This window comes from Streptococcus sp. 3.1 (assembly GCF_016648915.1).
In the GTDB taxonomy this organism is placed as follows: domain Bacteria; phylum Bacillota; class Bacilli; order Lactobacillales; family Streptococcaceae; genus Streptococcus; species Streptococcus salivarius_E.
Map to the genome: position 1 here is coordinate 36,321 of NZ_JACLQV010000009.1, position 25,815 is coordinate 62,135.

Here is a 25,815-nt window from a genome sequence, read left to right on the forward strand (position 1 = left end):
CAGCAACTATTTTTGAATAGCTTTGACCTTTGGTGACAACTTACGATTTTCTTTTTTAGCTGACTCTTTATAGAGAATCAAGATACGTCCAATCTTAAGAACTGTATCACAGCCAATTTCTTCTTCCAAGATTTCAGCAACCTCATGAATATCTTCCATAGTGTTTTGGAGTAGGGTTACTTTGATCAATTCACGGGCATCAAGGGCGTTGCGAACGCTAGTTTTGATATGGTCGTTAAGACCGTTTTTCCCGATTTGTACAATAGGTTTAAGTGTGTGTGCTTCCGATTTGAGGAAGGCACGTTGTTTTGATGTTAATGACATGTTTATTCCTTTTAACTACTTAATTAAGTTTAAATAATCGCTTTTCGTACGGCAACGCCAACACCTTCTGGTGCCCAAGCAGCAACGATGGTTGGTTGGTCAGCTTTTCCTTGGACACGGATCCATCCTAATCCTGAGAAGACAATGTCTGTCTTATCTTTAACAGTAAATTCATGACGAACAAGTTTTGGAAAATCAGCCAATTCCTTTGGTCCAGGAGGCATGAGAAGACTTCCAACATGCTTATCATAGAAGGCATCTGCGCCTTCAAGTTTGGTACGATGTAGCTTCAAGTTATTATCAAAGAAGGCTGTAAAACCTTGCTTATTCCCATCAATAAAGTCAAAACGTCCAAGACCGCCTAGGAATAAGCTTTGTCCTGCATTTAACTGGTAAGTTTTTGGCTTAATTTCCTTCTTAGGACTAACGTACTTGAGATCCTTCGCTGACAGATAGTGTGCCATCTGGTGTCGGTGAATAATTCCTGGTGTATCAAAAATATAGCTACCGTCATCCAATGGGATTTCAATCTTATCAAGGGTCGTTCCTGGAAAACGAGAGGTTGTAATAACATCTTTATCACCAGTAATTTCTTTGATGATGGCATTGATTAAGGTTGATTTACCAACATTCGTAACACCAACAACATAGACATCACGACCCTTACGGAGTTTTTCAATACGTTGAATCAACTCTTTAATGGCGTGGTGATTTTGGGCAGACGTCAACATGACATCCACGGGACGCATGCCTTCTTCGTGGGCACGTTCTGTCAACCATTGGGTTACCTTACCATCTTTTACTGATTTAGGTAGGATATCCTTTTTATTTCCAACCAAGAGCACATCATTACCCGAAACAAAGCGTGATAAGCCTGGTATGATTGATCCATTAAAATCAAAAATATCAACGACATTGACAACGAGGGCATCACTATCACCAACTTCATGAAGCAATTTTAAAAATTCATCATCTGTGATGTGGACATCCACAATCTCATTGTAATGACGAAGACGGAAACAGCGTTGGCAGTATAACTCACCTGTTTCTTCGGCCTTTTTAATAGAGCTAGCAGGTGTGAAACCTGCTTTTTCTTTATCTTCTGTTTGAATTTGGGCTCCACACCCAATACAAAATAATTCTTCCATTAAATTCCTTTGTTGAAGGTCATTGGACCATATGCTTTTTCAATCTTTTTCCACATGCGACGTTCACGCCAACGGTTAAACTTGGTTACCCAAGCATCTGATTTCACCAAAGGCTTGACCAAAATCGATCGAATTCCAGCTCTGTGGCTAGCTCTGATGTCAGTCATTAGCTGGTCTCCCACCATAACGACCTCGTCTCGGTTAAAGTGGTAACGCTCAATCGCTTCATTAATGCCTTTAGTGAAAGGCTTCATGGCACGACTCACGAAATCAACATGGAAATTGGCAACCGCACGTTCAACACGTTCATATTTATTGTTAGAGACCACAACTACCGGAATATCAGCCTCTGTCATCTCATCCAACCAAGCACGTAGCTCAGGAGTCCCATCAGGGTTGTTCCAAGCAATCAAGGTATTGTCCAAATCGACCAAGACGGCACGAATACCGTGTTCACGTAGCTGGTCAGGTTTCAAATCATAAACAGCCTCCACCATAAAATGGGGCCTATAATCGTCTATAGTCATTTTCTCTCCAAAATGTTAGTTTACCTCTTATTCTACCATATTTTTAAGGTTTATGTGTGGGACTTAAGTCCTATTTTTTAAGAACATCCTTTACAGAACAATAAAGAAAAGAGCCACAATCACTCAGGCTCCATTCTTATCTTTGAATTTTTTCTTGTTTTTTAAGGGCAACTAAATTCTTAAGCGATATGATGATAACAGCAAGAACAATTAAAAACATTCCGACCACATCAATGGCAAAGAAGCGGTCCCCCATAATTAATACGGTCAAAATGACCGACGCTACAGGTTCTACCGAAGCCAAGAGACTCCCTTTGACAGCTCCAACCATGATTGTCCCCTTAAGGAAAACAGTGTAAGCAAAGACTGTCCCAATGAAGACCAAACCAAAAAGCGCTAAGAGATTGCCGCCAGTCAAAGGAAGCTTATACTTCCAGGCTTGGATAACAATCGGAAAGATTAAACCACCGAGCAACAGGCCTAAACCAATGACAATCAAACTACCCCATTTTTCAATAGCCTTAGCAGGCAGTAAGATATAAAGTGCATAGGTCACCGCCGAAAAGAGACCCCAGAACAAGCCCAGAGGTGTAATCGCCAGCTCCCTTATCTGACCATGCGTTGCGATGGTAAAGGTTCCCACAATAGCCATGATAATCGCCACTAGCTCTGCTGCTGTTGGGAACCTACGATATTTTGCACATACAAAAGCCAGGATGATAACTGGGGTGACATACTGCAAGACCGTCGCTGTCCCAGCATTAGTGTATTGAATAGCACTAAGATAGGCGTACTGATTTAGTACCAGACCAAAGAGAGCAAATAAGGCGATACTTACTAAGGTTTTTCTATCTTTAATAGCTTGTACTAATTTGTCTCGCTGCCTAAAAAAGACCGAAGCCGTTAGTAAAATACCAGACAGAAGCAAACGTAAACTCGTCAAAAGATTGACATTAACACCATGAGCCATTAGGTATTGACTAGAAACTCCTGAAAATCCCCAGGCAATTCCTGCAGTTATGACCATCAGACTACCTTTTAGCGTCTTTGACATAGTCGCCTCCCAAATCTATTTGTTTCTGTTATTGTAACACAAAAAGGTCGAAACAAAACGGTTTCGACCTTTATCTATTCATTCGACATTTATAAACTTATTCTGGTTGAACCAAGATTTTAATTTGAGATTTATCTTGGGTTAATTCAACAAAACCTTCTTCAACGATATTCTCCAATTTAATTTTCTTAGTAACCAATTTATCAGCAGGGAAGTAGCCTTGTTCCATCAATTCCAAAACTTTAGGGAAGATGTGACGGTAGGCAATAATTCCTTTGAGAGATTTTTCTTGGATGGCGAATTCATTTGGATTGATGCTGGCTTCACGTTCCCAGATAGATACGACCATACATTCCCCAGCTTTATGAACAGCTGCAAGGGCTTGGCCTAAAACAACCGGAACCCCAGTAACTTCGTAAGAAACATCTGCTCCACCTCCTGTCAAACGATGGATAGCCTCTACGACTGTTTCCCCTTCTTCTGGGCGAACAACAATTGCTCCCAATTCTTCTGCTTTCGCTTGACGTTCAGGAGACAATTCAACCGCATAGATTTTTGATGCGCCTGCTGCACGAAGGGCTTCAACGATCAAAAGACCAATTGGACCCAAGCCAAAGATAACAGCTGTATCCCCAGCTTTCAAAGCAGATTGACGGACTGCATACACAGCTACAGCAGCAGGTTCTGTAAGAGCAGCTTGTTCATAGCTCAAGCTATCTGGAATCACATGGACAAGATCACCATCAAGGACACAGTATTTCGCAAAACCACCATCTGCAGCGAGGCCGACGAAGTTCAAGTTTGGATCAAGGTTATAATCGCCAATCAAGTTGTGCTCTGCAAGAATTGGTTCGATGGTTACACGATCGCCAACTTTGACACGAGTCACATTACTTCCGACTTCTACAATCTCACCAGAGAATTCATGTCCCAAAGTAACCGGTGCTTTTTGACCAGAATACACATGTTCTTCTGTTGGAATGAAGATTGGTCCATCCAAATATTCATGCAAATCTGTACCACAGATTCCTGTGAACTTGACTGCCACTTTTACTTGATGAGGCTGTACTTCAGGTACTTCCACTTCTTCGATACGAACGTCTTTCGCTGCATGCCAGCGAGCTGCTTTCATAGTAGCCATATGATGATCTCCTTGTTTTCACAATTTTTGGTTTTCTTTTCAGGAAACATTATACATCAAATTGTAAACGTTTTCTTTTTACTTGTCAAGGAAAAAGAGACCAAAAAAATAAGGGAAGTATCCTATGAAGTACCTCCCTAATCTAAACAATAGTTACCTTATTTCTTTTTGATTCGAGACACCTCTAGCCACCAACCTACAACCCAGCCAAGGACTAAAAGATAATTTTCAAGAGCACCTATGGCGTTGACTGAGTGATGATGTTGAAGATAGCTAAGGAAATGATTGGTCCCAATACCCAGGCCTCCAATAATCAAAGCTATCAGTACAGCTCTCAGATAAAACCAATCGTATTTGAGATTAACGGCAAGGAGGATGACCAGAACCGCCACATTCCAAATACCAATCTCTCTCTGCCAGCCAACGGAAATGCCATATCCTGAATGACTTCCCATATAGGTTGGGAAAAATAGCTGAAAAATAATGGCACCAGTCATGGCCAGGATGACTAGGATAAATAGGACTCTTAAGAATTTGTTCATAGGGTTGCCTCCTACTTAATAGATGTTTTATTGAATACCATTAGTATAACAAAAAAGACCTTAACAAAGTTAAGATCTTTAATCATAAATTAAGCTTCTTGTTCCTCTTTCAACAATTTCTTATCGTAAACACGAATGAATGGGAAGTAAACAAGGAAGGCAGCAACTGCACAGACAAGAGCAACTAAGACAGCACGGAGATCTGCTGTTCCTAAGAAGGCCCCGATTCCCACTGGGGTTGGCCATGGAACTTGTGCAATAACAGGATTAATCAAATGCAATGCATTAACAAAGTAGTAAATAGTAGCTGTAACCATTGGAGCTAAGATAAATGGAATCGCTAATGCTGGATTATAGATAATTGGCAAACCAAAAATCAAAGGTTCATTAATGTTGAACAATGCTGGAACAACTGAGGCACGTCCAATCGCTTTGAGTTGCTCTGACTTAGCAGCAAAAGCAATGTAGAGACACAGACCAAGAGTTGCACCTGATCCACCAGCGATAACAAACATGTTAGAGAACTCACCAGCTACAGCATAGTGTCCTCCAGCAGCATTTTCTGCCATGTTAGCAAGTGCGATAGGGTTAACGAAAGCAAAGATAATGTTAGCACCATGAATCCCTACAATCCAGAGGAGTTGAGTTAAAAGATAAATAATCATTAATCCAATCCATGAGTTAGTTAGGTTAGCAACAAACCCAAATGGAATAGCAATAACTTTAAAGATGTCAGTTCCCAACGCCACGAGTGCACCGTTAATAAAGATAACTACAAATGCAACGACGAATCCTGGAATCAAGGCTGTAAATCCGCGAGAAACCCCTTCTGGAACAGCTTCAGGCATTTTAATAACCCAATTACGTTTTACACATGTACGATAAATAAGAACTGTCACAATAGCCATGATAATAGCTGTGAAAATACCAGTAGTACCAAAACGAGTAACGCCATTGCCCATTGCCCAACCGTCAACAACGACTGCACCTTCTTTAAGGCTACCTACAGCTTTCATCATTCCACCGTCAAAAATGATTTGTGGAACTGTCATAATGAACGCCATGAGCGCAAGAAGAGCACCGTTAAGAGGATTCATATTTAGTTCTTCTTCTTCTGCATAGATTTTAGTTAACTCATAAGCAAGTGAGAGAACAAAGTAAAGAGAGAGGGAACCCATAGTAGCATAGTTAGCAACCATGTATAGAGAAGTAAACTTATCAAATGAAGCTGAGAAAATATCAGCTACAATTGGCCAGAATGAGAAAGCTTGTGGCAGAATACTAAATACCAAGAACATTGACCCAACAATAGTAAATGGTACAGCTGCCATACCTGCTGCCGTGATTGCACGTACAACTTTAAACTGGGCAAGTTTTCCCATTGGTCCCATGACATGATTTTCAAGGAAACCAAACAATCCGTTTTGTTGATCCATAATCGGACCTCCTTAATAATAATTATATATTTATTTCAATAGCAATCCTTTTAAAAGATGTTATAAGGTTATAGAACTCTTTTCTAACTGGATAAAGCGTTGATAAGCCTTATCTTTACGTTCATATATTTCTTGAATTCTTTTAAGATTTAGCAAGCATAGACCCAAGCCTAGTAAAAGAATGACAAAAACAAAGAAACGTGCAGCTTGATTATTTTCGAAAATTGGGAAAAGAGTTGTAAACAGACTTGTCCAAGTTAGAACAAGTAGTCCCACCTGAATAACAGCTTGCGAGCGAACAAACATCTGAGTCACTTTCAAACGTTCATCACGCTTGCCATACAATCGAAACTGCTCAACAGTAGCCAAAATCGCTAATACAATTAACGTAACAGGGAGAACAATAACAAAAGAAGGACGAATAAATTGATTCAAAAGCCAATAAATATTGCCAAAAAAGAAGAGTGCTATTGTATAACGTAGAAGAAGGTAACGATTAAAGAAAGTATTTTTTAATGCTGTCTCCCGACGTTGACGCTCGATTTCTAGTTGTTCTTTTTTTGTCATTGTCTTCCTCCTTGTTTAACTATATCTATTTAGCCAACCTTTCTATGAAGAACTAGCATTTCTTTTGCCACTTCCAATAGAGTCATTGTGGTCATTAAATGGTCTTGAGCATGCACCATGATAATTTCAATCTTGATTTCCACACCACTTGCATAGTCTTGCAAAAGTTTTGTTTGTGCATGGTGTGCTTCTAAAATTTCTTCATTTGAATGGTCTAACTTAGCTTCTGCTTCGTCAAAGCGACCTTCTCGCATATCAGCAAACGCTTCATGAATTTCTGTTCTAGCAGTACCTGAATGAAGAATAATTTCAAAGGCTGCAACCTGTAGTTCTTCTTGATTCATACGAACCTCCTATGTTATTTTTTCGAATATTGTAATAAACTCTTCAAATTTCTTGCAATTAATTAATTGCTTTTGTAAGTCATCATTTTCTGTTAAGGAAACTATTTTCTTCGTCACATCCTTCAATCCATCATTTCCATATAATGATGGTGATAAAAGAAAAACAAGTTGAATATGTGAGCTTTGACTATCCCAAGATACAGGTTCTTGACAGATAGCAACCGAGACTTTAACTTCTTTCCCCAAAGGTCTAATGGGATGTGGAACCGCGACTCTTTTGGAAAAAACAACTGAACTTAATGCCTCACGCTGTTTAATTTCGTAAAGTAAAGATTGTTTGAAATCATCTGATTCACCGACAGATAGACCTTCAACCATTTCTTCCAATAGTCGTGTTTTATCGCCTTTCGTCCAAACAAAGAAGTTATATTGACTAAAGTACTGTTTAAAATTGTCGTCTTCAATAGGGGCTACTTCTGAACGTTTCCTAATTTTCGAGACTTGCATCTGATTCATAGCATGACGAATCTGAGATATTTCCTCGGATTTAAGAAAGACACTCACCGTAAAAACTGGTATCTGAAAGTAAAGGTTCGATAAATCAACAGCCGATACAATAAAATCAATCCCCTCTATCTTTTCTTGGTTCAACTCATAGTAACCTATGACATCAACCACCTCTATACGATTCCCAAGCTCAGATTCAAGGCGATTTCGGAGCATTTGAGCAGCTCCAAAACCTGTCGCACAAATCGCCAATACTGAAAATTTATGGTTTTCTTTTCGACGTTCGATGGCAGCCAAGAAATGAAGACAGACATAAACTATTTCATCATCAGATATAGTAGCCTGTGAAAAAGCTTCCATATTTGCAAGAATTTCCTTGGTCATGAAGAATACGTCACTATAATTCTGTTTAACCTCATCTACCAATGGATTACTAAGATTAATATGACTGGCTAAACGTACCTGTAAGGTCATCAAATGAGTTATAAGACTCTCAATAAGTTGAAAATCCGAAGAAAAGTGATATATGTCCTCTAACCCTAAGGTTTTAAAGCTTTGGACCACCGAGTCTCTCAGTGCCTCTTTAGAAAACTCTGTTTGATTGTTTTGGGGCAACTGACTTTTAGCTAACAGATGTAGGGTAACATAATCAATCTCTTGAACTGGAAATTCCTGATTGGTTACCTCGCTAACTCTTGAAAGAATCCTCTTAGCAACCCGGCGTTCAATATCATTATCTGCCATCTGACAATCTAAGTTACTAATTTCAAAACCAGACTTGATACGGCCTATTGCTAAAGCTATATGAACAACTAAATTTTGTAAAACAAAATCCGACAACTTTAGATTGGCTTCCTGACATTCTTCTAAAACAATCTTTGCCAATTCCTCTAATGGAAGATTTTGGTCAAAAAAATTTGATTTCACATAAGAGTGCAATGCTTTAAAAAACTGGTTCTCCAAGAAATAACTCATAATAAAGCGACGTTTGTCTCGTTCTTCACCAGAAACGTAGACACCTTTATTCGCTCTACTTTCTATAGTTAGGTTATACTCAGCCAGCATCTGGCGTATCTTTTTAAAATCATTAGACAAGGTTGAGCGACTGACATATAGCTCCTCAACTAAATCATCAAAAAGAACTGGAACCTGTTCAAACAAGAGCTTATTTAAAATGAAGGCTAGCCGATCATCACTTTGGGACATGGAAGATTTTGTATTATAATCATCTCCTAATTCATAAATCAGACGAAAAGTTTGGCAAGCTTCTTGGCTTTCAAAAAACAGTCTATAACCTTGTCCTTGTTTTGATACTAAGCTAACACCTTGAAGGTTTAAGGTTTGATCAATTGATTTTAAGTAACTACGTACAGTCCTATCCGAGCAGGACAAGTATTCAGCAAGCTCTTTACTCGTAACATAACGTTCCCTATGCTTTATCAAGAATTGAAGGATGCTTTTTTCCCTAGTTTTTGACAATCACATATCCTCCTAAAAATGATATATTCACCTTCTATTATAGGATATTTTCACACCTTTACTTCTTTTTATCGAGCATAAGTTACATTATGAATCATTTATAATCTAGTCAACAGATAATATTAACTAACATCTATTTTTTTACACTATTTCTTTAACAAAAATTAGATGTTTTCTACAATTAAATTAGCCATTTTTTCAATTCCCATTGGAATTGGAATGTAAGCTTGTGGTGGAATTTGAACAACTGGTTTTCCGACTTTAGCCCCTGCCTCTTCAAACTGTTTAAAATACATTTTTGTTTGAGGACTTACAAGGTATAAATCAAATTCTGATGCTGCAATAGCTTTTCCGCCCTCAGTGGCACTAATAGCGTCAACCTCAATATCCTGACCTTTCCCCTTTAGAAACTCAGTTGTTTTCTTTGCCATAAGTGATGAGGACATTCCAGCTGCACAAATAATCAATGCTTTTGCCATAAGATTTTCTCCTTTAATCTAATCCCATCAAATTGATACCTGATTGGGTTACTTCTTATTTACACTTTAATTATAAAATAAAGCGCTTACAATTACCATTTCTGATTTTTCCTCAACGATACGGAAAATAATTATTTGTCTTTAATTTATAAATCAAAATAATACCAGATAGTAAAAAGGAAACACTATTAGCCAAAATCAAAGGTAAGTCACCAATATGAAGGCCATGAGCAAGCCACAAAGCAATACCAATAACCTGCATAACATACATCCCTAAGGCAATTGATTCAGTATCTTTTGTTTTTACCAAACGCACAACTTGCGGCAAAAAGGCAAATGTTGTTAAAATTGCTGCAATACTACCAATCATATTTATTCTCCTATGTTTACTAAAGAAGCTGGGAATACACCCAGCTTCTTAGTTTTATTCCACCGTTGCACCATTAGATGCAATAACTTCTTTATACCAATTAAATGATTTCTTTGGTGAGCGTTCATAAGTCCCTTGTCCATCATCATCTTTATCCACATAGATAAATCCGTAACGTTTTCTCATCTCACCGGTACCAGCTGAAACTAGGTCTATGCAGCCCCAAGGAGTATATCCCATCAAATCAACACCATCTTCAACTACAGCTTTTTTCATTTCACGAATATGAGCCCCTAGGTAATCAATCCGATAATCATCATGAACCATGCCATCTGCTTCAACTTGGTCTATAGCACCAAAACCATTTTCAACAATGAATAGTGGCAAATGATAGTGATCAGTAAACCAGTTTAATGCATAACGTAAGCCCTCTGGGTCAATCTGCCACTCCCACTCAGATGCCTGAACATAATTATTTTTAACTAAATCTTCTGTTTCAAGATAATCGAAATAAGGATTATTCTCACGATGAGAATCGATAGCGAAAGACATATAGTAACTAAATCCAATATAGTCTACTGTTCCTCTAAGTAAATCCTCTTTATCTTGATCTGTAAAATCAACTGAGATTCCTTTACGTTCCCAATACTTGAGAATGTGTTCAGGATATTTCCCCAAAACATGTACATCAGTAAAGTAATAACGTTTTTGCATAGCCTTCATAGCCATTAAAATATCTTTAGGATTACAAGTTGCAGGATAAATAGGACACATCGCAATCATACAACCAATTTGAAAATCTGGATTAATTTCATGACCAATTTTTACTGCTCGAGCAGAAGCTACTAACTCATAGTGTGCTGCTTGATACATAATAGCTTCTCGGTCGTCACCTTCCTCATATACAATACCAGAGTTCGTAAATGGTGCAAAATCTTCCTGGTAATTGGCCTGATTGTTGATTTCATTAAAGGTCATCCAGTATTTAACTTTATCTTTATAACGTTTGAATACGACTTCCGCAAAGTGAGCAAAGAAATCAATCAATTTTCGATTTTTCCACCCACCGTATTCTGTAACCAAATGATAAGGCATCTCAAAATGAGATAACGTAATTACAGGTTCAATTCCATACTTCAAGCACTCATCAAAAAGATCATCATAAAATTGCAAACCTTCTTCATTGGGCTCTAACTCATCACCTTTGGGGAAAATACGTGTCCAGGCAATCGATGTTCGGAAGCACTTAAATCCCATTTCAGCAAAAAGTGCAATATCTCCTTTATAACGATGGTAAAAATCTATAGCCTCATGGTTTGGATAATATTTACCTTCCAAAACTCCCGGGGTAATTTCACGGGCAACTCCATGACGACCAGCAGTCATCACATCAGCAACACTGATTCCTTTACCACCTTCTTGCCATCCACCTTCAAGTTGATGAGCAGCAACAGCACCACCCCACAAAAATCCATCTTTAAAAGTAGTCATCGTTTTTCCTCCTGACTTTGATACTTCTATTATAAACTCCATAAGCGGTAATGAAAACGCATTCTTTTTCCATAATACTACGGAAAGTAATAGGTCATCCTTTGCTTGAAAACGTTTTAGATAAAGAGTATACTATGTCTCATAAGGAGGCAATAATATGAATTTCATACAGTTTTTAATTGCTTTTGCAGGACTTGTTGTTGGAGTTAGCGCTGTTGCTATACTCTTCTGGTACTTAAGTAAGACTTTGAAGAAAAACGTCATTGTACGTAATAGTAATACCTTTACTATTATTCATCTTAAAGAGCTAGATCAATACCCTGACTTACTTAAGAATACTGATTTTAAGAAAATGGGAGACTGGACTGTCCATGATAACGGACATGAATTCCGAGGAACTGCTAATGTCTCTAAAGAAAAACTTCGTCAATGGATTATTGATGAATATCATTTAAAAGCTCATCAAGTTATTGTCACTGTTCCTGAAGAAATGAAGGTTGCTTCAGCTCTTCCTCATTTCTAAAGCCACTTAGTCTTTTTCAAAAACTCCTACGAACTCCACTCGTTAGGAGTTTTTGTATACCCTAATAATAGATAAAAAACCAACCTCTCGGCTGGTTTTTTATCTATTACTCTTCTTTCAACTTCGCCAATTCTTGGGCAAGTAGTTTAAGAGCTACTTGTGGGTTGGCTTGGCCTTTGGTTGCTTTCATAAGGAAGCCTGTGAAGGCCTTGTCAGCGTTACGTTTACCTGACTTGAAGTCGGCTACAGCTGCTTCATTGTCTGCAAAGACTTGGTGGATGATTGGGATCAAGACTTCAGGGTCTGAAATCTGTACCAATCCAGCTTTTTCGACGTATTCACGCGCACCTCCACCGTTTTTCGCCAAATGAACGAAGACTTTCTTGGCAATCTTAGAAGAGATGGTTCCATCCTCGATGATGGCAATCATTTCAACCAAGTTTTCTGGTGTCAACTTGATTTCTTCAAGCGTTTTACCTTCTGCGTTCAAAAATTGAGCGACTTCACCTTGGAGCCAGTTAGACACTTGTTTAGCGTCTCCGCCAAGGGCTACGGCTGCTTCAAAGAAGTCAGATGTGACCTTAGTAGCTGTCAATTGGTTGGCATCATAGTCAGACAAGCCAAGCTCTGCCACATAGCGAGCACGGCGGTCTTTTGGAAACTCAGGCAATGATGTACGCATTTCCTCAATCCAGTCATCTGAGATTTCAAACAAGGGAAGGTCTGGTTCTGGGAAGTAACGGTAATCCGCTGCCCCTTCTTTGACACGCATAAGAATCGTGCTCTTGTTGGCCTCATCATAACGGCGTGTTTCTTGACGAATAACACCACCTGAACGCAAGATTTTCGCTTGACGCTCCACTTCGTATTCAAGACCTTTACGGACGTTTGAGAAAGAGTTCAAGTTTTTCAACTCCGTCTTGGTACCAAATTCCTCTTGACCGTATGGGCGAAGGGAAATGTTGGCATCGACCCGCATTGATCCTTCTTCCATCTTGACGTCAGAAATACCTGTGTATTGAATGACTTCTTTCAAAGCTGTCAAATAAGCATAGGCTTCTTCTGGAGAACGCATATCTGCTTCAGAGACGATCTCGATCAATGGCACCCCCTGACGGTTGAGGTCTACATAAGAGAAACCGTCTGTTCCGTGGGTGTTCTTACCGGCATCTTCTTCCAAGTGGGCCCGTTCAATCCCAATTTTCTTAGTTGAGCCGTCTTCCAATTGCACTTCAATCCACCCATTGTAACCAATTGGCTCGTCAAATTGTGAGATTTGGTAGGCTTTTGGATTATCAGGGTAGAAATAGTTCTTACGGTCAAAGTGCATGTGCTGGTGGATATCCATATTCAGGGCCAAAGCAGCCTTAATACCAGCGTCCACAACGCCCTTGTTCAAGACAGGAAGCACCCCTGGGAAAGACCAGTCGATCACATTGGTATTGGCATTTTGCTCGTTTCCAAAGTGAGCAGAGGTTGGTGAGAAAATTTTTGAGTTTGTATTCAATTCAACGTGGACTTCAAGTCCGATGACTGTTTCAAAGTTCATTAATTGTCACCTCCGAAAATAAGGGGTTGTTGCTTATGGTAATCCGTTGTTGCTTCAAAGGCCGCTGCGGCTTGGTAGATGGTCTCTTCCGAATACTTAGGACCAATCAACTGCAAACCAACTGGAAGTCCTTGCGCAAAACCTGCAGGAATCGAAATTCCTGGAAGACCCGCCAAGTTAACTGGAATGGTCAACAAGTCCGCCAAGTACATGGCAACCGGATCATGGTTGAGCGAATCCAAATCAAAGGCCACGCTTGGAGCTGTTGGACCAAGGATGAGGTCGTAATCCGCAAAGACTTTTTCAAAATCTTGGATAATGAGGGTACGGACTTGACCAGCTTTCTTGTAGTAAGCATCGTAGTAACCAGATGACAAACTAAAGGTGCCCAGCATGATACGGCGTTTGACTTCATCACCAAAGCCTTGGCTACGAGTGTTCACATAGATGTCTTCCAAGTTCTTGGCATCTTCCGCACGGAAACCATAACGAATACCATCGAAACGTTGCAAGTTTGATGAAGCTTCAGATGAAGCAATGATGTAGTAGACGGCAACCCCGTATTTAGAATGAGGCAGGCTGACTTCTTCGACAGTTGCTCCCAATTTCTCAAAGTGCTTAGCTGCACTAAGGATAGTTTCTTTGACTTCTGGGTCAATTCCTTCCCCAAGGTATTCTTTTGGAAGGGCAATCTTCATGCCCTTGATATCTTGACCAATCTTAGAAGTAAAGTCTGCTACACGAACAGGTGCAGAAGTCGAATCTTTGGCATCTTCACTGGCAATGACATTGAGCAATTGGGCATTTTCCTTAACGGTTGGTGAGAAGGTACCAATTTGGTCAAGTGAGCTACCGAAGGCAATAAGACCGAAACGTGAAACAGTTCCATAAGTTGGTTTGAGACCAACAATCCCGTTGAAGGCAGCTGGTTGGCGGATAGAACCACCGGTATCAGAACCAAGAGACAAACGAACTTGCCCTGAAGCGACAGAAGCTGCTGAACCACTAGAAGATCCACCAGGTACCTTGCTGTGGTCCCAAGCATTTTTAGTCGCCCCATAGTAAGATGTTTCACCAGATCCACCCATAGCAAATTCATCCATGTTGGTCTTCCCGATGACAATCATATCTTTGGCTTTTGCATTGGCAACAGCTGTCGCATCAAAGATAGGCTCGTAGTTGTAGAGCATTTTTGAAGCCGCAGTCGTCAAGATACCATCTGTTGAGATATTGTCTTTGACAGCGAGTGGAATCCCTGACAGGAGGTTATCTTTATCAATTCCTTTTTCGTCAATAGCCTTAGCTTGGGAAAGTGCTGCTTCTTCAGCCACCGTCACAAAGGCATTGACCGCTTCTTCACGCACCTTGATATCGTCAAGTGTCGCTTGTGTCAATTCGGTTGCTGAAATTTCCTTAGAGACAAGGAGGTCGTGCAACTCTTCAATGGTTTTATTGTTGAATGACATTAGGCATCTCCTCCATCTTCTAGGATAGCTGGCACCTTGATGTAGTAGTTATCTTTTTCAGGTACATTTTTAAACAAGCGGTCACGGTCTGTCCCTTTTTCAGCAACATCCGGACGCAATACGGTCTTACGATCAGCCATAGTCGTTGTTGGGGCCACACCAGTTGTGTCCACTTCTTCCAACAATTCCACCATGTCGACAATCTTCGACAAGGTTGTCGCAAACTCAGCTGTCTCTTCTGGAGAGAATTTCAATTTTGAAAGATTGGCAACGTGGGTTACCTCTTCTTGCGTAATTTTCATCTTGCTTCCTTTCGTGAAATGATGATTTTTCAATACGTTCTATTTTACCATAATTAGGCCTATTTTGCTTGGAGGATAAAAAAACTGTAGTAACTTTTTTGTTACTACAGTTTACAGAGATAGAGCTTTTTCAAAACACTTATCGTATGGCTATCAAGAGCTTTCTCCAAGCCTCTAGGATTTCTGGTTTCAAATACTGTTTTGCCAGGTCATATGAGACTTGGTGCATAGACTCAAGATCACTTTCTAAGGCAAATACAATTTTGTCTGCCATCTGAGAAACAAGTAGGTTCTCATCCATAGTTTCGCTATAAGGAACCAGAAAGCCGTTTTTACCATCTTTGATGAAAGTTGGATTGCCATAACGGGCGTCAAAACCAACCAAGGCTAGACCTGCTCCCACCGCTTCCATCAGAGTCAAGCCAAAGGTCTCCCACTGAGAGGCGGTGACATAAAGTTCATACTGTGGGTAGACATCACGCAAATCCGCATGACCCCGAAGTTGGATGAAGTCACCGGCCCCAAGAGTATCAATCAGATCTTGTAGATTCTCTTGCTCGCCACCTTTGCCGTAGATGTCAAAGTGAAGATTTGGCTCTTTTTCATGAGCAAGGGCGACTGCTCTTATAGCTAAATCCAAGCGTTTACGTGGATCCAATCGCGAAGCCGTCATCAAACTAAGAGGATTCCTCTGCTCCTCTGGAAAACTAAGGTTATCCAAATGTCCCACTGCTAGGTCATGAATACTAGCATCTGTTACACCTTGCTTTTTCAGGGTATTCTCTAAAACAGCCTTTTGTGCCTCTGTAGCTGTAATGAAGAAATCAAAACGTTGGGCGTACTTAAAGATGTAATAATACTCATAGTAGAGGTCGCCATTTTCAAACTCATGCTCTGAATGAAAAACGAAGCCTAACTTTGCAGGTGTATCCAATTCATAAATCGGTCGCATAAACTCCATCAAGGAGGCCCTATCCAGCAACAAGGTATCCGCAGTTGTCAGCGGAAGTCTTGCTAGAAAACGACGCATGACCTCTGTTTTTGTTACTAAAATCTCAGTTCCCAACCTATATAACCAGCTGGTCCCTTGCTTGAGTTCTTCAAAGGCGATACGACCATCTTTATTGTGATAACTTCTCCTGATGGTAATGCCTTTTTCAAAGTATTCTGTGACTAATTTACTTGTTCCATACCACTCACGCTTTAAAAGCATACCATTGACGTGGTAATCCACATACCGCACACAACCTTTTTGGTAGGAATCCATCTTGAAGACTAAAGAAGTGCCATCAGAACAGACATAAACAGAGTCTGTTTCGCTTTGACTCTTCAAATCTAGACGTGTCAACTTAAATTTTTGCTGTAAGGCCCCCACTGTCAAGGATGGGATATGACTGTCTTGATCTGTAAAGCTAAGATAGGCATGGAGGAGTTCCTCGTAGCGATGCCCTAAAGAAAGATAATAGTCTAATTTATAGGGTTGTGGCCAGGTCGTAAAGACAAACTTAGCAGGCTCATTTAATTCACGTAGCATCAAAGCTCTCGACGCCTGGGCCACATCCACACCATTAGGCTCAAAGCCCACCAATAGGTTAAAGGTGTAAATTGTCATCTTCTTCCCCCTTCAATCTAGTAAAGAAAGCTAAGATTTCTTCTCTCTCGGCGAGTTTCAAAACCTCTTTCTGACTTTCAAGAGACTTAGGGTAAAACTCTGGTTGCTGTAAGAGTTGTCGGAAATCTTGCTCTAGTTCCTCTAAGGAAGTATAGACCGTTGGTAAGTCCTTATAGTAGTGACGATGAACCGTTGATTCCAAGCCATAAAGTAGCTGCCCATTTTCAATCGCATCCAATGTTGCATCAGACACTTCACTTCCATAATTCAAGTCTAAATAAATGAAACATTTCCTTAGTAGCTCTTGGTATTTCTCCTGACGAATCCCTGGGTAAAGATGGACATTTCCCTTATCTTCGAGACAAGTCAATTTAGGTCCCATACTAGTTTGGGCTCCGATGTGAAAGTCAATATCCGGAAAAGCATCAACCAAGTCAGCTAGTCCCTCAATATTTTCAGAAGCAGTCATCACCATAGCCTGAGGCACAAAAGTCTGAGAACCTTCTTGTTCCGCACCGGCTAAATAAATCATGCCTGACCTACGTTCCTCTTGTGGATAATAATTAGTAATCAAAACATGATTCACTTGATTTTGAATAAACTCAAGACCATCATGACTGTCGGAGCAATAGACCAGACGATTAGCATTCAAGGTCTGCAAAATCGAGATTAGTTTGGAATCCATACAGATGATAGCTTCGTCTGACTTTAGGATTCGATTCAAAACAGCCTTAGTTAATTCTTCCCTACCCAAGAAAATCCTATCTCTTCCTTCAGATCCCTGATCAATCAAGTACCCATCTTGAATATAGTGAAGCAAGACCTCTTCTTGATTACGATTAAAGTAAATATCCATAATGCCTTGTCCCTGATCATCCAGAAGACGCTGTTTGGTACGCCAGCCATAGCGATTATAATCGTCTATCGCAAGAACTTTTTCCCCTTGTCCAAACCATTGGACTTGTTTGACCGTACGTTCCTTTAGATTGTCACGAAAAATGACACTAGCACGACGGTCTTGACCATCAAAAATATAGGTCGTAATCCCCAAAGTCCACAATTCCCAATATAGAGGAACTGACAAATTGTTAAAAAAGAGTGGTTTCCCTTGATAATCTTCCTCAGAGGAATAAATAAATGACGATGCTAAACTAATAGTGTCCTTATCAATATCCGTTTCAAAATTCGTGTAAAACACACGCGACTGAATACCAAAGGAGTTTAGTGATCTTCTCAGTTTTTCCGTTGCCTGACTGGGTTCTTGTGCAATAATGAGCATAGTTATCCTTTCTGACTAATCCAAGCTATAAATAGCTTAACCCTCGACCTTTATTGCTCCAAAAATCTCAAGTTAACCTGTGCCGTCATATAGGTCTCAGTATCTTGAAGATTAGCTTCTTCCATTTTTTCAATCGCCCGTTTTAGACGCGTCTTATAAATATAACGGTGCCAGGTCAAATCATAGCCCAACATACCTAGCAAAGCTAATTTTTCATTTTTGGCTTCCATCTCATCTAAAACACGCTTTTCAGTCCAGACCTGTGACAGCGTATCTTTACGTCCCACTCGATACCAGTAGATACATTTTTCAGTATGGACAACACGATTTGCTTTTAACAATAGTTTATACATAAGGAAGTTATCTTCGACATTCTTACCAACAGGAAAACGAAGATCCTCGAATAAGGAAATCTTGTAGAGTTTCATCATGGCACAAGCCCAAGCCATATCTCGTGTCTCTTGAATGGCATCCTGATCTATGATATCTCTTCCTTCATAGAGGGTTTCAGAATAATCGTTCTCCGTTACCTTAATCAAAAACTTACTTGTACTCTCATTGAACAAGTTATAGTTAGCAATAGAAACATCTGCTTCATACTTTTTAAGCTGAGTGTATAAGGTCTCCACATAATCCTCTGTTACCCAGTCATCTGGGTCTACAAAAGTGATGTAATCACCTGTGGCCAAGTCAATTCCTGTATTTCGGGCTGCAGATAAGCCCCCATTAACTTGTCGCACATAGCGAATACGTTGGTCTCGCTTGAAAAATTCCTTGCAAATCTCCTCTGAATTGTCAGGAGAACCATCATTGACAAGAATGATTTCAAGGTTTGAATAAGTCTGATTCACTATCGTTTCCAAACACTGCTTCAGGTAAGCTTCCACATTATAAATGGGAATCACAATACTAACTACTTCTTTATTTTCCATGGTCTATCTCTCAATCGTATCTATATAGTCTCGAACTGCCTCTACCATTTGGTCTACTTGGTCATTCTTGAACACTTGATTTTTTCCAGTGTGGTCATGATTGGTCCCTTCAAAAGAGAAAATTGGAAGACCCAACTGATGAATCGTTTCTGTGATATGATCAACCTCGTCAAATGGGTTGATATCCAAATAAAAATCTATTTTTTCCAAAACCTTTCGACTGGTCAATGGATCAAAGGACGGATAGAGAATAAGGTTTGGATACTGCTCCAATTTCACCAAATTAAACCCGAAATGAGAATGAGCCAAAACATGAAAAGCTACATCTGGAAGAGCCTGCAGTAAATGTTCCAATTCAAAGATGTCTGCCGTATTAGTATAAATAGTCGTATGGTAAGGAAAATCACCGACCATATCACTAAAGCTAAGCTTTAAGGATGGCTTTCTCAATAAGATGTCTTCCCAAGATAGGGCATAATAAAACCACCAAATATCTCTGAAACGATTGAAACGCTTAGAGGTCCAAGGTTTATTGTGAGAGGTGTAATGAATAACCGCTGGCACCCCTTTAAAAACATCATACCAATCCAAGTCCCCATATCTGTACTGATCCTTGTCAGAGCCTACTTGGAGATTATAAGTCCATGGAAGTTGGTGCCAGGCGTCTTTAAAATAAAGATTCAAAATCCCTTGATCCCCATAAACATTTTGGTGATGTTCCTTAGTTAATTCAAAAAGAGACTCTGTCACCTTGTGTTGTCGCCACCAATCGGTATCAATAATCATCAAACCAGCGTTAAAACCATCTGTCGTCGTTGGACGATCCACTACCGCTCCAATACCAAATCCGCCCAGATCTACTTCAAAAAGTGGTGACAAATCCTGCGTGAAGATCATGTCACAGTCTAAATAGAGAACACGATTTTCTTGAACAAACTCAGGTATCGCATAACGGAAAAAAGTCGCATAATGAATATGCGCACTTGGAAGCGAAAATTGTTTAAAGCTTTCTGCAGACACACGACAATTAAGAATTTCAGAATCAATAGCCTCTAAACGACGATTCATTAGCGTAAACCATTCTGTTGGTAAATTCTCATTTAGCACATAAATTTTCCACTGCCCTTGATGTGCACACAAAGATTTAAGAGCTACCTCTAACTTTTCCATATAGGATAGCTCAGCTACAAATACAACTGATTTTTTACCCATGTTTTCTTCCTCTCAAACTCTAATAAGAATATCATTTTTTAGAAAACATTACAATTTCTACCCCTTACAAAAAAGCCAGCCCAAAGGCTGACTTCAATCGGAGATCAATTTGCTTTCTGTGCTTGCTAGATTCGTAAAATTATAGCCAGACCAGCACACAACTCAAATGCACTATTCTACAGAGGCACCGTTACTTGCGATAACTTCTTTGTACCAGTTAAATGATTTCTTCTTAGAGCGTTTAAGACTACCATTACCATCGTTATCTCGGTCCACATAGATGAAGCCATAACGTTTCTTCATTTCACCAGTTCCAGCAGAAACAAGGTCGATACAGCCCCAGGTTGTGTAGCCCCAAAGCTCTACACCATCTTCATTAATAGCATCACGCATAGCCTTGATGTGGGCAGCCAAGTAGTCGATACGGTAATCGTCTTCAACATAACCATTTTCATCTGGCGTATCCACAGCACCAAGACCATTTTCAACGATAAACATCGGCTTTTGGTAACGATCCCAAATAGCATTGAGGGTAATACGAAGGCCTAGTGGGTCAATTTGCCAACCCCACTCTGAAGCTTCCAAATATGGATTTTTAATAGAGGCAAAGATATTGCCAGCAGTCTTTTCATTAACCTCTGGATCACCTGAAGCCACACGACTTGCATAATAAGAGAAGGAAACGAAATCAACAGTATGCTCTTTAAGAAGGGCCAAATCTTCTTCCGTCATCTCAAGCTCAATGCCATCACGTTCCCACTGTTTCTTAGCATAATTTGGATACTCTCCACGAGCTTGAACATCAGTAAAGAAATAGCTACTACGGTCTTCTTGCATAGCTGCCCAGTAGTCACGTGGATGGGCTGTATTTGGATAATATTGACCTGCTGCCAACATACAACCGACCTTATTTTCAGGGTCAATCTCATGAGCCAATTTCGTCACCATAGCTGAGGCTACCAACTCATGGTGAGCAGCCTGATATTTAACCTGCTCCTCATTCTCACCCTCTTCAAAGCAGAGTCCTGCTCCCATAAATGGGGCATGGAGAATCATGTTGATTTCATTGAAAGTGAGCCAGTACTTAACCAAACCTTTAAAGCGTGTGAAAAGGGTACGGCAAAGATTTTCATAGAAGCCAAGCATCTTACGATTACGCCATCCTCCATACTCGGTAATCAAGTGCATTGGACAATCAAAGTGTGTAATCGTCACCAAAGGTTCAATGCCATGCTTGTGACATTCCTTGAAGAGGTCCTCGTAAAAGGCAAGCCCAGCTTCATTTGGCTCAGCCTCATCACCCTTAGGAAAAATACGTGACCAAGCAATAGAAAGTCGATAAGTCTTAAAGCCCATTTCACCAAAGAGAGCAATATCTTCCTTGTAACGGTGGTACATATCGATGCTTTCCTTAGCTGGATAAAAATAACCATCCTCAAAATCAAACATCTTGCGACGTCCAGTAATAATCGAAAGGCGATCCTCACCAATTGGCACCACATCAACATTGGCTAAACCACGCCCATCAGCATCATAGGCACCTTCACATTGGTTAGCTGCTGTCGCACCACCCCACAAAAATCCGTCAGGAAAAGTTAATTTTTTAGTCATTATTCTACCTCCTATATCTTTCGACTTAATATGGTAATAGTATACAATAGCCTGTAATCGTTTTCTTATAGTAAACTACGGAAAACTGATACTATCCTATGATTTTAGACAAAAAAATTGAGAGTAGGGCAGATTCCCACATTCGATAAGAGCTGACTCCCAAACCACTCCTCATTATTACAATTATCAAAAAAAGAGTAAGAACTATCTCTTACTCCACAATTGTTGCTCCAAGCACATTTTTAAAATGCCCGATAGCAAAGTCATGAGCTTCAGGCGTCAAGGAGGCTGTTGCACTCTCTACCACCTCGATATCATAGCCCAAATTATAAGCATCAATGGCCGTATGTAACACACAAATATCTGTTAAAACTCCTGTCAAAACAACTGTCGTCACACGACGCTCACGTAAACGAATATCTAAATCCGTTCCGGAAAAGGCTGAATAGTGTCGCTTGTCCATCCAAAAGACACGATGGTCGTCCTTGATGGCATCATATACACCAGCTAACTTACCATAAAGTTCTCGCCCAGATGTCCCTGCAATATTGTGAGGTGGAAAGAGTTTAGTCTCAGGATGGAAGGTATCTCCTTCATCATGTCGATCCATGGCAACAAAGATATAATCCCCATTGTCATAGGCTTCTTGAGTTACCTGAGCAATACGATCTTCAATGGCTTGGGCAGGCTTACCAGCCGTCAACTTCCCATCATCTGCCACAAAATCATAAGAGTAATCAATTGATATCAATGCCTTTGTCATGCTACTTTCTCCTTTTAAAAAAAGTGGGGCAGGTCCTCCTACCTCACTCTCTTTCAGTATTCTTCTTATTCGTATTCTTTCAATTTGTCGTAGATACCTTCGTTAAGGACTTTAAGATAAGTCCCTTTCATACCGAGTGAACGACTCTCAATAATACCAGCTGATTCCAACTTACGAAGGGCATTAACGATAACTGAACGCGTAATTCCGATACGGTCAGCGATAACAGATGCTGTCAAGCGACCTTCCAAACCGTCCAATTCATTCAAGATAGCTGAAACTGCCTTGATTTCTGAGTAAGACAAGGTATTAATAGCCATGTTAATAGCTGTTTGTTTACGAATCGTTTCTTCCAAGTTCTCTGTTTGAAGGTTCAACAACTGCAACCCAACTACCGTAGAGGCTATCTCAACCAAGATAAGATCTTCATCCACAAAATCATGATCGTTACGCCAAATGATGAAAGAACCAAGACGCATACCACCACCATAGATAGGGGCAATTGTAGTCAAACCATCTGGGAAGTCATCTTTTGACTCCACTGGGAAAATGGTCAAGTCACTGTCAATACCAATGTTTTCTTGAGTATCATAAACACGGCTGATACCACGTGTGTATTCTTCTGGAAGTTGTTTAGCTTCAAAAAACTCTTCCACACGATCATTGTTGGTTTTGTACTTCATGGCAAAACCAAGGAGAGCACCACCACCATTAACGATAGCAGCGTTACAATCAATGATATCCGCCAATTGAGCAGCCATGTTGTTGTATGGAAGATCTCCTTCCAAGCTGTCTACTGAGCGTTGCAAGATAGATGTAATTTTACGTGTTTTAGCCAGCAAATTTGCCATATTTATTGTCTTCACTTTCTATTGTAGTCATAATAATATCAAGCCTTGTACTAATCTTCTGCGTCAAGACTCACTAGCCCTATCATTATAGCACACTTAACCCAGAAATTGCAAACAATTGTCTGAAAATTATTTATTATTCTACTATTCATTATATTAAGTATATTATGGCATTTTTAGGGAGAATGTTCAGATTTTGCTCAAATATATCCCCCTTTTAAAAACAATAAAAACCGGACGAGCCTTATTGTCCAGTTTTTTAAGGAATTAGCGCTTGTAATATGACAAGACTCGTTCGATTTTATTACCGAGATCAGCCAACTCTTCCACTCGAGGAAGATAGACAATACGGAAGTGATCTGGTTCATTCCAGTTAAAGCCTTTACCTGGAACTAGGAGAACCTTCTCCTTCTTCAAGAGACGAAGACAGAATTCTTCATCATCTTCAATATCATACATGTTACGGTCAATCCTAGGGAAGATGTAAAGCCCTGCATCTGGCTTAACAGCTGATAGCCCTGGAATAGCGTTTACGGTATTCGTGATAAACTCACGTTGTTCATAGATACGCCCACCAGGAATCAAGAGCTCATCAACGGATTGGTAGCCACCAAGTGAAGTCTGAATAACGTGTTGAGAGAGCACGTTGGCACAGAGACGCATGTTAGCCAACATATTAAGCCCTTCAATATAGCCTTTGACATTCTTTTTAGGTCCAGAGAGAACCATCCAACCCACACGGAAACCACAGATGCGGTGAGACTTAGAAAGACCATTCATAGACACGCAGAAGACATCTGGTGCAAGACTAGCAATTGCAGTATGTTTCTTACCATCCATAACCAAGCGGTCATAAATCTCATCCGCAAAGATAATCAAATCATTTTGTCGAGCAATATCAACAATCTGTTCAAGAACATCCTTAGGATAGAGCGAACCTGTAGGATTATTGGGATTGATGACTACAATTGCCTTAGTATTTGATGTAATCTTTGATTTGATATCATCAATATCTGGATACCAGTTAGATTTTTCATCACATACATAGTGTACGGCATTACCGCCTGCTAGACTGACACAGGCTGTCCAAAGAGGATAATCTGGCATTGGGACCAAGACCTCATCTCCATCATCAAGCAAGGCCTGCATAGATATGGAAATCATCTCTGAAACACCATTACCAATATAAATATCATCAATATCTACATTTGGGAATCCCTTTAACTGGCAATACTGCATAATCGCCTTACGAGCTGAGAAAATCCCTTTACTATCCGAATACCCTTCACTGTTACGAACATTCATAATTAAATCACGAATGACTTCATCCGGTGCTGTAAAGCCAAATTCCGCAGGATTTCCCGTATTAAGACGAAGAATCTTTTCACCGTTAGCAATCATACGGTTGGCTTCATCCAAAACTGGTCCACGAATATCATAGGCAACGTGTTCCAACTTTGATGATTTATCAAATGTTTTCATAAGTTAATCCTTTCAAAAGATACTAAAAGCAGATACATCTAGCAGAAAATAAGAAAATTCAACACCTGATGGGGATTTCCACTTTTATTGACACCAACTTTATTTAGGCTCAGCCATTTGGTATCATTTCTGAAGACTTGTCTTCCTATTGTTTAATTATCATGTTTCTTACGAAGCTAATAACAGATTGTATTATACCTCTTTTTCATGCAATCTTCAATTTTTAGATAATACTGAAATCTTCACATTACTACGGACATCCTAAAGTAAGCAGTCAAAAAAAGATTTCAGAAAATCCATAACAACGCTTTCATTTTTTAAATTAAAGGAGTATAATAAAGCTAAAGATAGGAGGTAGAGCTTATGTCTCAACAATATGAACGTATTATGGTAGCTGTCGACGGTTCTTACGAATCAGAACTGGCCTTTATTAAAGGTGTGCACGTTGCAAAACGTAATAATGCTCAGTTACTATTGGTACACGTTATCGATACACGCGCCCTTCAAAGCGTTGCGACTTTCGACTCTTATATCTATGAAAAACTAGAAGACGAAGCTAAAGCTGTTTTGGCTGACTTTGAACGCCAAGCCAGAGAAGCTGGTTTAACCAAGATTCGCAAAGTTATTGAGTTCGGTAATCCTAAGAGCCTCTTGGCTGTTGATATCCCTGATAAGGAAAATGTTGACCTTATTATGGTTGGTGCCACTGGTCTCAATACTTTTGAACGCTTGCTTATTGGTTCATCTTCTGAATACATTCTCCGTCACGCAAAAGTTGACTTGCTCATTGTTCGTGACTCTGAAAAAACACTTTAGTCACCTCT

At 39.9% G+C, this 25,815-nt stretch carries 26 protein-coding genes; 2 read left to right on the plus strand and 24 right to left on the minus strand.

The window, feature by feature from the left end; translation table 11 throughout:
* Window positions 1-6 precede the first annotated feature (6 nt).
* From yhbY to H7U02_RS06585, 13 genes are all read right to left on the minus strand, one after another.
* Window positions 7-324, minus strand: a complete 318-nt coding sequence (gene yhbY / locus H7U02_RS06525) for a ribosome assembly RNA-binding protein YhbY (protein WP_002884193.1) — start codon at window positions 322-324, stop codon at window positions 7-9.
* A 29-nt stretch (window positions 325-353) separates the two neighbouring features.
* Window positions 354-1,472 carry a ribosome biogenesis GTPase YqeH gene (gene yqeH / locus H7U02_RS06530; protein ID WP_002891673.1) on the minus strand — a complete coding sequence of 373 codons (1,119 nt, stop codon included), beginning with the start codon at window positions 1,470-1,472 and terminating at the stop codon, window positions 354-356.
* Window positions 1,472-1,999, minus strand: a complete 528-nt coding sequence (locus H7U02_RS06535) for a YqeG family HAD IIIA-type phosphatase (RefSeq protein WP_002891674.1) — start codon at window positions 1,997-1,999, stop codon at window positions 1,472-1,474. Before H7U02_RS06535 ends, yqeH begins: the two co-directional genes overlap by 1 nt.
* 136 nt (window positions 2,000-2,135) lie before the next feature.
* Entirely contained in the window at window positions 2,136-3,053 is a 918-nt protein-coding gene (locus H7U02_RS06540; RefSeq protein WP_201042979.1) for a DMT family transporter, read from the minus strand.
* Between the two features lie 97 nt (window positions 3,054-3,150).
* Window positions 3,151-4,194: a 2,3-butanediol dehydrogenase gene (locus H7U02_RS06545; protein WP_037602457.1), complete on the minus strand. Its 1,044-nt coding sequence runs from the start codon at window positions 4,192-4,194 to the stop codon at window positions 3,151-3,153.
* A 158-nt stretch (window positions 4,195-4,352) separates the two neighbouring features.
* Window positions 4,353-4,736, minus strand: a complete 384-nt coding sequence (locus H7U02_RS06550) for a hypothetical protein (RefSeq protein WP_201042980.1) — start codon at window positions 4,734-4,736, stop codon at window positions 4,353-4,355.
* A gap of 89 nt (window positions 4,737-4,825) precedes the next feature.
* Window positions 4,826-6,172, minus strand: coding sequence for a PTS cellobiose transporter subunit IIC (celB, locus tag H7U02_RS06555; protein ID WP_048674742.1), 1,347 nt, complete (start codon window positions 6,170-6,172; stop codon window positions 4,826-4,828).
* A 60-nt stretch (window positions 6,173-6,232) separates the two neighbouring features.
* On the minus strand, window positions 6,233-6,739 hold the full coding sequence (locus H7U02_RS06560; protein WP_048790341.1) for a hypothetical protein: 507 nt from the start codon (window positions 6,737-6,739) through the stop codon (window positions 6,233-6,235).
* A gap of 29 nt (window positions 6,740-6,768) precedes the next feature.
* Window positions 6,769-7,083, minus strand: coding sequence for a PTS cellobiose transporter subunit IIA (locus H7U02_RS06565; protein WP_003096270.1), 315 nt, complete (start codon window positions 7,081-7,083; stop codon window positions 6,769-6,771).
* Window positions 7,084-7,092: 9 nt separating this feature from the next.
* Window positions 7,093-9,069 carry a BglG family transcription antiterminator gene (locus H7U02_RS06570; protein ID WP_110981256.1) on the minus strand — a complete coding sequence of 659 codons (1,977 nt, stop codon included), beginning with the start codon at window positions 9,067-9,069 and terminating at the stop codon, window positions 7,093-7,095.
* Between the two features lie 164 nt (window positions 9,070-9,233).
* Window positions 9,234-9,548 carry a PTS cellobiose transporter subunit IIB gene (locus H7U02_RS06575; RefSeq protein ID WP_003096262.1) on the minus strand — a complete coding sequence of 105 codons (315 nt, stop codon included), beginning with the start codon at window positions 9,546-9,548 and terminating at the stop codon, window positions 9,234-9,236.
* A 112-nt stretch (window positions 9,549-9,660) separates the two neighbouring features.
* On the minus strand, window positions 9,661-9,918 hold the full coding sequence (locus tag H7U02_RS06580; RefSeq protein WP_073690245.1) for a SemiSWEET transporter: 258 nt from the start codon (window positions 9,916-9,918) through the stop codon (window positions 9,661-9,663).
* A gap of 54 nt (window positions 9,919-9,972) precedes the next feature.
* Window positions 9,973-11,409: a 6-phospho-beta-glucosidase gene (locus H7U02_RS06585; protein WP_073690246.1), complete on the minus strand. Its 1,437-nt coding sequence runs from the start codon at window positions 11,407-11,409 to the stop codon at window positions 9,973-9,975.
* A 157-nt stretch (window positions 11,410-11,566) separates the two neighbouring features.
* Between H7U02_RS06585 and H7U02_RS06590 the strand changes: the two genes are divergently transcribed.
* The gene (locus tag H7U02_RS06590; protein ID WP_073690247.1) at window positions 11,567-11,932 is read left to right on the plus strand and encodes a hypothetical protein; all 366 of its coding nucleotides are present in this window, start codon (window positions 11,567-11,569) and stop codon (window positions 11,930-11,932) included.
* 106 nt (window positions 11,933-12,038) lie between these two features.
* Here H7U02_RS06590 and gatB read toward each other — a convergent pair whose 3' ends face one another.
* From gatB to H7U02_RS06645, 11 genes are all read right to left on the minus strand, one after another.
* Entirely contained in the window at window positions 12,039-13,481 is a 1,443-nt protein-coding gene (gatB, locus tag H7U02_RS06595) for an Asp-tRNA(Asn)/Glu-tRNA(Gln) amidotransferase subunit GatB (RefSeq protein WP_084915358.1), read from the minus strand.
* Window positions 13,481-14,947 carry an Asp-tRNA(Asn)/Glu-tRNA(Gln) amidotransferase subunit GatA gene (gene gatA, locus H7U02_RS06600; RefSeq protein ID WP_110981255.1) on the minus strand — a complete coding sequence of 489 codons (1,467 nt, stop codon included), beginning with the start codon at window positions 14,945-14,947 and terminating at the stop codon, window positions 13,481-13,483. The genes gatB and gatA overlap by 1 nt, the downstream gene beginning before the upstream one ends.
* Window positions 14,947-15,249: an Asp-tRNA(Asn)/Glu-tRNA(Gln) amidotransferase subunit GatC gene (gene gatC, locus H7U02_RS06605; protein ID WP_002884769.1), complete on the minus strand. Its 303-nt coding sequence runs from the start codon at window positions 15,247-15,249 to the stop codon at window positions 14,947-14,949. The genes gatA and gatC overlap by 1 nt, the downstream gene beginning before the upstream one ends.
* Window positions 15,250-15,388: 139 nt before the next feature.
* A complete protein-coding gene (locus H7U02_RS06610; RefSeq protein ID WP_073689524.1) occupies window positions 15,389-16,861 on the minus strand; it encodes a glycosyltransferase in 1,473 nt (490 codons plus the stop codon).
* Window positions 16,842-18,140, minus strand: coding sequence for an accessory Sec system glycosyltransferase GtfB (locus H7U02_RS06615; RefSeq protein WP_073689523.1), 1,299 nt, complete (start codon window positions 18,138-18,140; stop codon window positions 16,842-16,844). The genes H7U02_RS06610 and H7U02_RS06615 overlap by 20 nt, the downstream gene beginning before the upstream one ends.
* Window positions 18,141-18,190: 50 nt before the next feature.
* Window positions 18,191-19,072, minus strand: a complete 882-nt coding sequence (locus H7U02_RS06620) for a glycosyltransferase family 2 protein (protein WP_073689522.1) — start codon at window positions 19,070-19,072, stop codon at window positions 18,191-18,193.
* A gap of 3 nt (window positions 19,073-19,075) precedes the next feature.
* Window positions 19,076-20,284 carry a glycosyltransferase gene (locus H7U02_RS06625; RefSeq protein ID WP_073689521.1) on the minus strand — a complete coding sequence of 403 codons (1,209 nt, stop codon included), beginning with the start codon at window positions 20,282-20,284 and terminating at the stop codon, window positions 19,076-19,078.
* A gap of 171 nt (window positions 20,285-20,455) precedes the next feature.
* A complete protein-coding gene (locus H7U02_RS06630) occupies window positions 20,456-21,895 on the minus strand; it encodes a 6-phospho-beta-glucosidase (RefSeq protein ID WP_110981254.1) in 1,440 nt (479 codons plus the stop codon).
* A gap of 211 nt (window positions 21,896-22,106) precedes the next feature.
* Entirely contained in the window at window positions 22,107-22,658 is a 552-nt protein-coding gene (locus H7U02_RS06635; RefSeq protein WP_073688410.1) for a cysteine hydrolase family protein, read from the minus strand.
* Between the two features lie 65 nt (window positions 22,659-22,723).
* Window positions 22,724-23,509, minus strand: coding sequence for a GTP-sensing pleiotropic transcriptional regulator CodY (gene codY / locus H7U02_RS06640; RefSeq protein ID WP_002884784.1), 786 nt, complete (start codon window positions 23,507-23,509; stop codon window positions 22,724-22,726).
* A gap of 267 nt (window positions 23,510-23,776) precedes the next feature.
* Window positions 23,777-24,991, minus strand: coding sequence for a pyridoxal phosphate-dependent aminotransferase (locus H7U02_RS06645; protein WP_004183315.1), 1,215 nt, complete (start codon window positions 24,989-24,991; stop codon window positions 23,777-23,779).
* 363 nt (window positions 24,992-25,354) lie between these two features.
* On the opposite strand from H7U02_RS06645, the gene H7U02_RS06650 reads away from it, so the two are divergent.
* Complete coding sequence (locus H7U02_RS06650) at window positions 25,355-25,807, plus strand: universal stress protein (protein WP_002884397.1); 453 nt, start codon at window positions 25,355-25,357, stop codon at window positions 25,805-25,807.
* The last annotated feature ends 8 nt before the right edge of the window (window positions 25,808-25,815 follow it).

What these genes read in the sequence shown, in the direction of transcription:
- yhbY (WP_002884193.1), bottom strand. Translation starts at nt 324, where the DNA reads ATGTCATTAACATCAAAACAACGTGCCTTCCTCAAATCGGAAGCACAC.
- yqeH (WP_002891673.1), bottom strand. Translation starts at nt 1,472, where the DNA reads ATGGAAGAATTATTTTGTATTGGGTGTGGAGCCCAAATTCAAACAGAA.
- H7U02_RS06535 (WP_002891674.1), bottom strand. Translation starts at nt 1,999, where the DNA reads ATGACTATAGACGATTATAGGCCCCATTTTATGGTGGAGGCTGTTTAT.
- H7U02_RS06540 (WP_201042979.1), bottom strand. Translation starts at nt 3,053, where the DNA reads ATGTCAAAGACGCTAAAAGGTAGTCTGATGGTCATAACTGCAGGAATT.
- H7U02_RS06545 (WP_037602457.1), bottom strand. Translation starts at nt 4,194, where the DNA reads ATGGCTACTATGAAAGCAGCTCGCTGGCATGCAGCGAAAGACGTTCGT.
- H7U02_RS06550 (WP_201042980.1), bottom strand. Translation starts at nt 4,736, where the DNA reads ATGAACAAATTCTTAAGAGTCCTATTTATCCTAGTCATCCTGGCCATG.
- celB (WP_048674742.1), bottom strand. Translation starts at nt 6,172, where the DNA reads ATGGATCAACAAAACGGATTGTTTGGTTTCCTTGAAAATCATGTCATG.
- H7U02_RS06560 (WP_048790341.1), bottom strand. Translation starts at nt 6,739, where the DNA reads ATGACAAAAAAAGAACAACTAGAAATCGAGCGTCAACGTCGGGAGACA.
- H7U02_RS06565 (WP_003096270.1), bottom strand. Translation starts at nt 7,083, where the DNA reads ATGAATCAAGAAGAACTACAGGTTGCAGCCTTTGAAATTATTCTTCAT.
- H7U02_RS06575 (WP_003096262.1), bottom strand. Translation starts at nt 9,548, where the DNA reads ATGGCAAAAGCATTGATTATTTGTGCAGCTGGAATGTCCTCATCACTT.
- H7U02_RS06580 (WP_073690245.1), bottom strand. Translation starts at nt 9,918, where the DNA reads ATGATTGGTAGTATTGCAGCAATTTTAACAACATTTGCCTTTTTGCCG.
- H7U02_RS06585 (WP_073690246.1), bottom strand. Translation starts at nt 11,409, where the DNA reads ATGACTACTTTTAAAGATGGATTTTTGTGGGGTGGTGCTGTTGCTGCT.
- H7U02_RS06590 (WP_073690247.1), top strand. Translation starts at nt 11,567, where the DNA reads ATGAATTTCATACAGTTTTTAATTGCTTTTGCAGGACTTGTTGTTGGA.
- gatB (WP_084915358.1), bottom strand. Translation starts at nt 13,481, where the DNA reads ATGAACTTTGAAACAGTCATCGGACTTGAAGTCCACGTTGAATTGAAT.
- gatA (WP_110981255.1), bottom strand. Translation starts at nt 14,947, where the DNA reads ATGTCATTCAACAATAAAACCATTGAAGAGTTGCACGACCTCCTTGTC.
- gatC (WP_002884769.1), bottom strand. Translation starts at nt 15,249, where the DNA reads ATGAAAATTACGCAAGAAGAGGTAACCCACGTTGCCAATCTTTCAAAA.
- H7U02_RS06610 (WP_073689524.1), bottom strand. Translation starts at nt 16,861, where the DNA reads ATGACAATTTACACCTTTAACCTATTGGTGGGCTTTGAGCCTAATGGT.
- H7U02_RS06615 (WP_073689523.1), bottom strand. Translation starts at nt 18,140, where the DNA reads ATGCTCATTATTGCACAAGAACCCAGTCAGGCAACGGAAAAACTGAGA.
- H7U02_RS06620 (WP_073689522.1), bottom strand. Translation starts at nt 19,072, where the DNA reads ATGGAAAATAAAGAAGTAGTTAGTATTGTGATTCCCATTTATAATGTG.
- H7U02_RS06625 (WP_073689521.1), bottom strand. Translation starts at nt 20,284, where the DNA reads ATGGGTAAAAAATCAGTTGTATTTGTAGCTGAGCTATCCTATATGGAA.
- H7U02_RS06630 (WP_110981254.1), bottom strand. Translation starts at nt 21,895, where the DNA reads ATGACTAAAAAATTAACTTTTCCTGACGGATTTTTGTGGGGTGGTGCG.
- H7U02_RS06635 (WP_073688410.1), bottom strand. Translation starts at nt 22,658, where the DNA reads ATGACAAAGGCATTGATATCAATTGATTACTCTTATGATTTTGTGGCA.
- codY (WP_002884784.1), bottom strand. Translation starts at nt 23,509, where the DNA reads ATGGCAAATTTGCTGGCTAAAACACGTAAAATTACATCTATCTTGCAA.
- H7U02_RS06645 (WP_004183315.1), bottom strand. Translation starts at nt 24,991, where the DNA reads ATGAAAACATTTGATAAATCATCAAAGTTGGAACACGTTGCCTATGAT.
- H7U02_RS06650 (WP_002884397.1), top strand. Translation starts at nt 25,355, where the DNA reads ATGTCTCAACAATATGAACGTATTATGGTAGCTGTCGACGGTTCTTAC.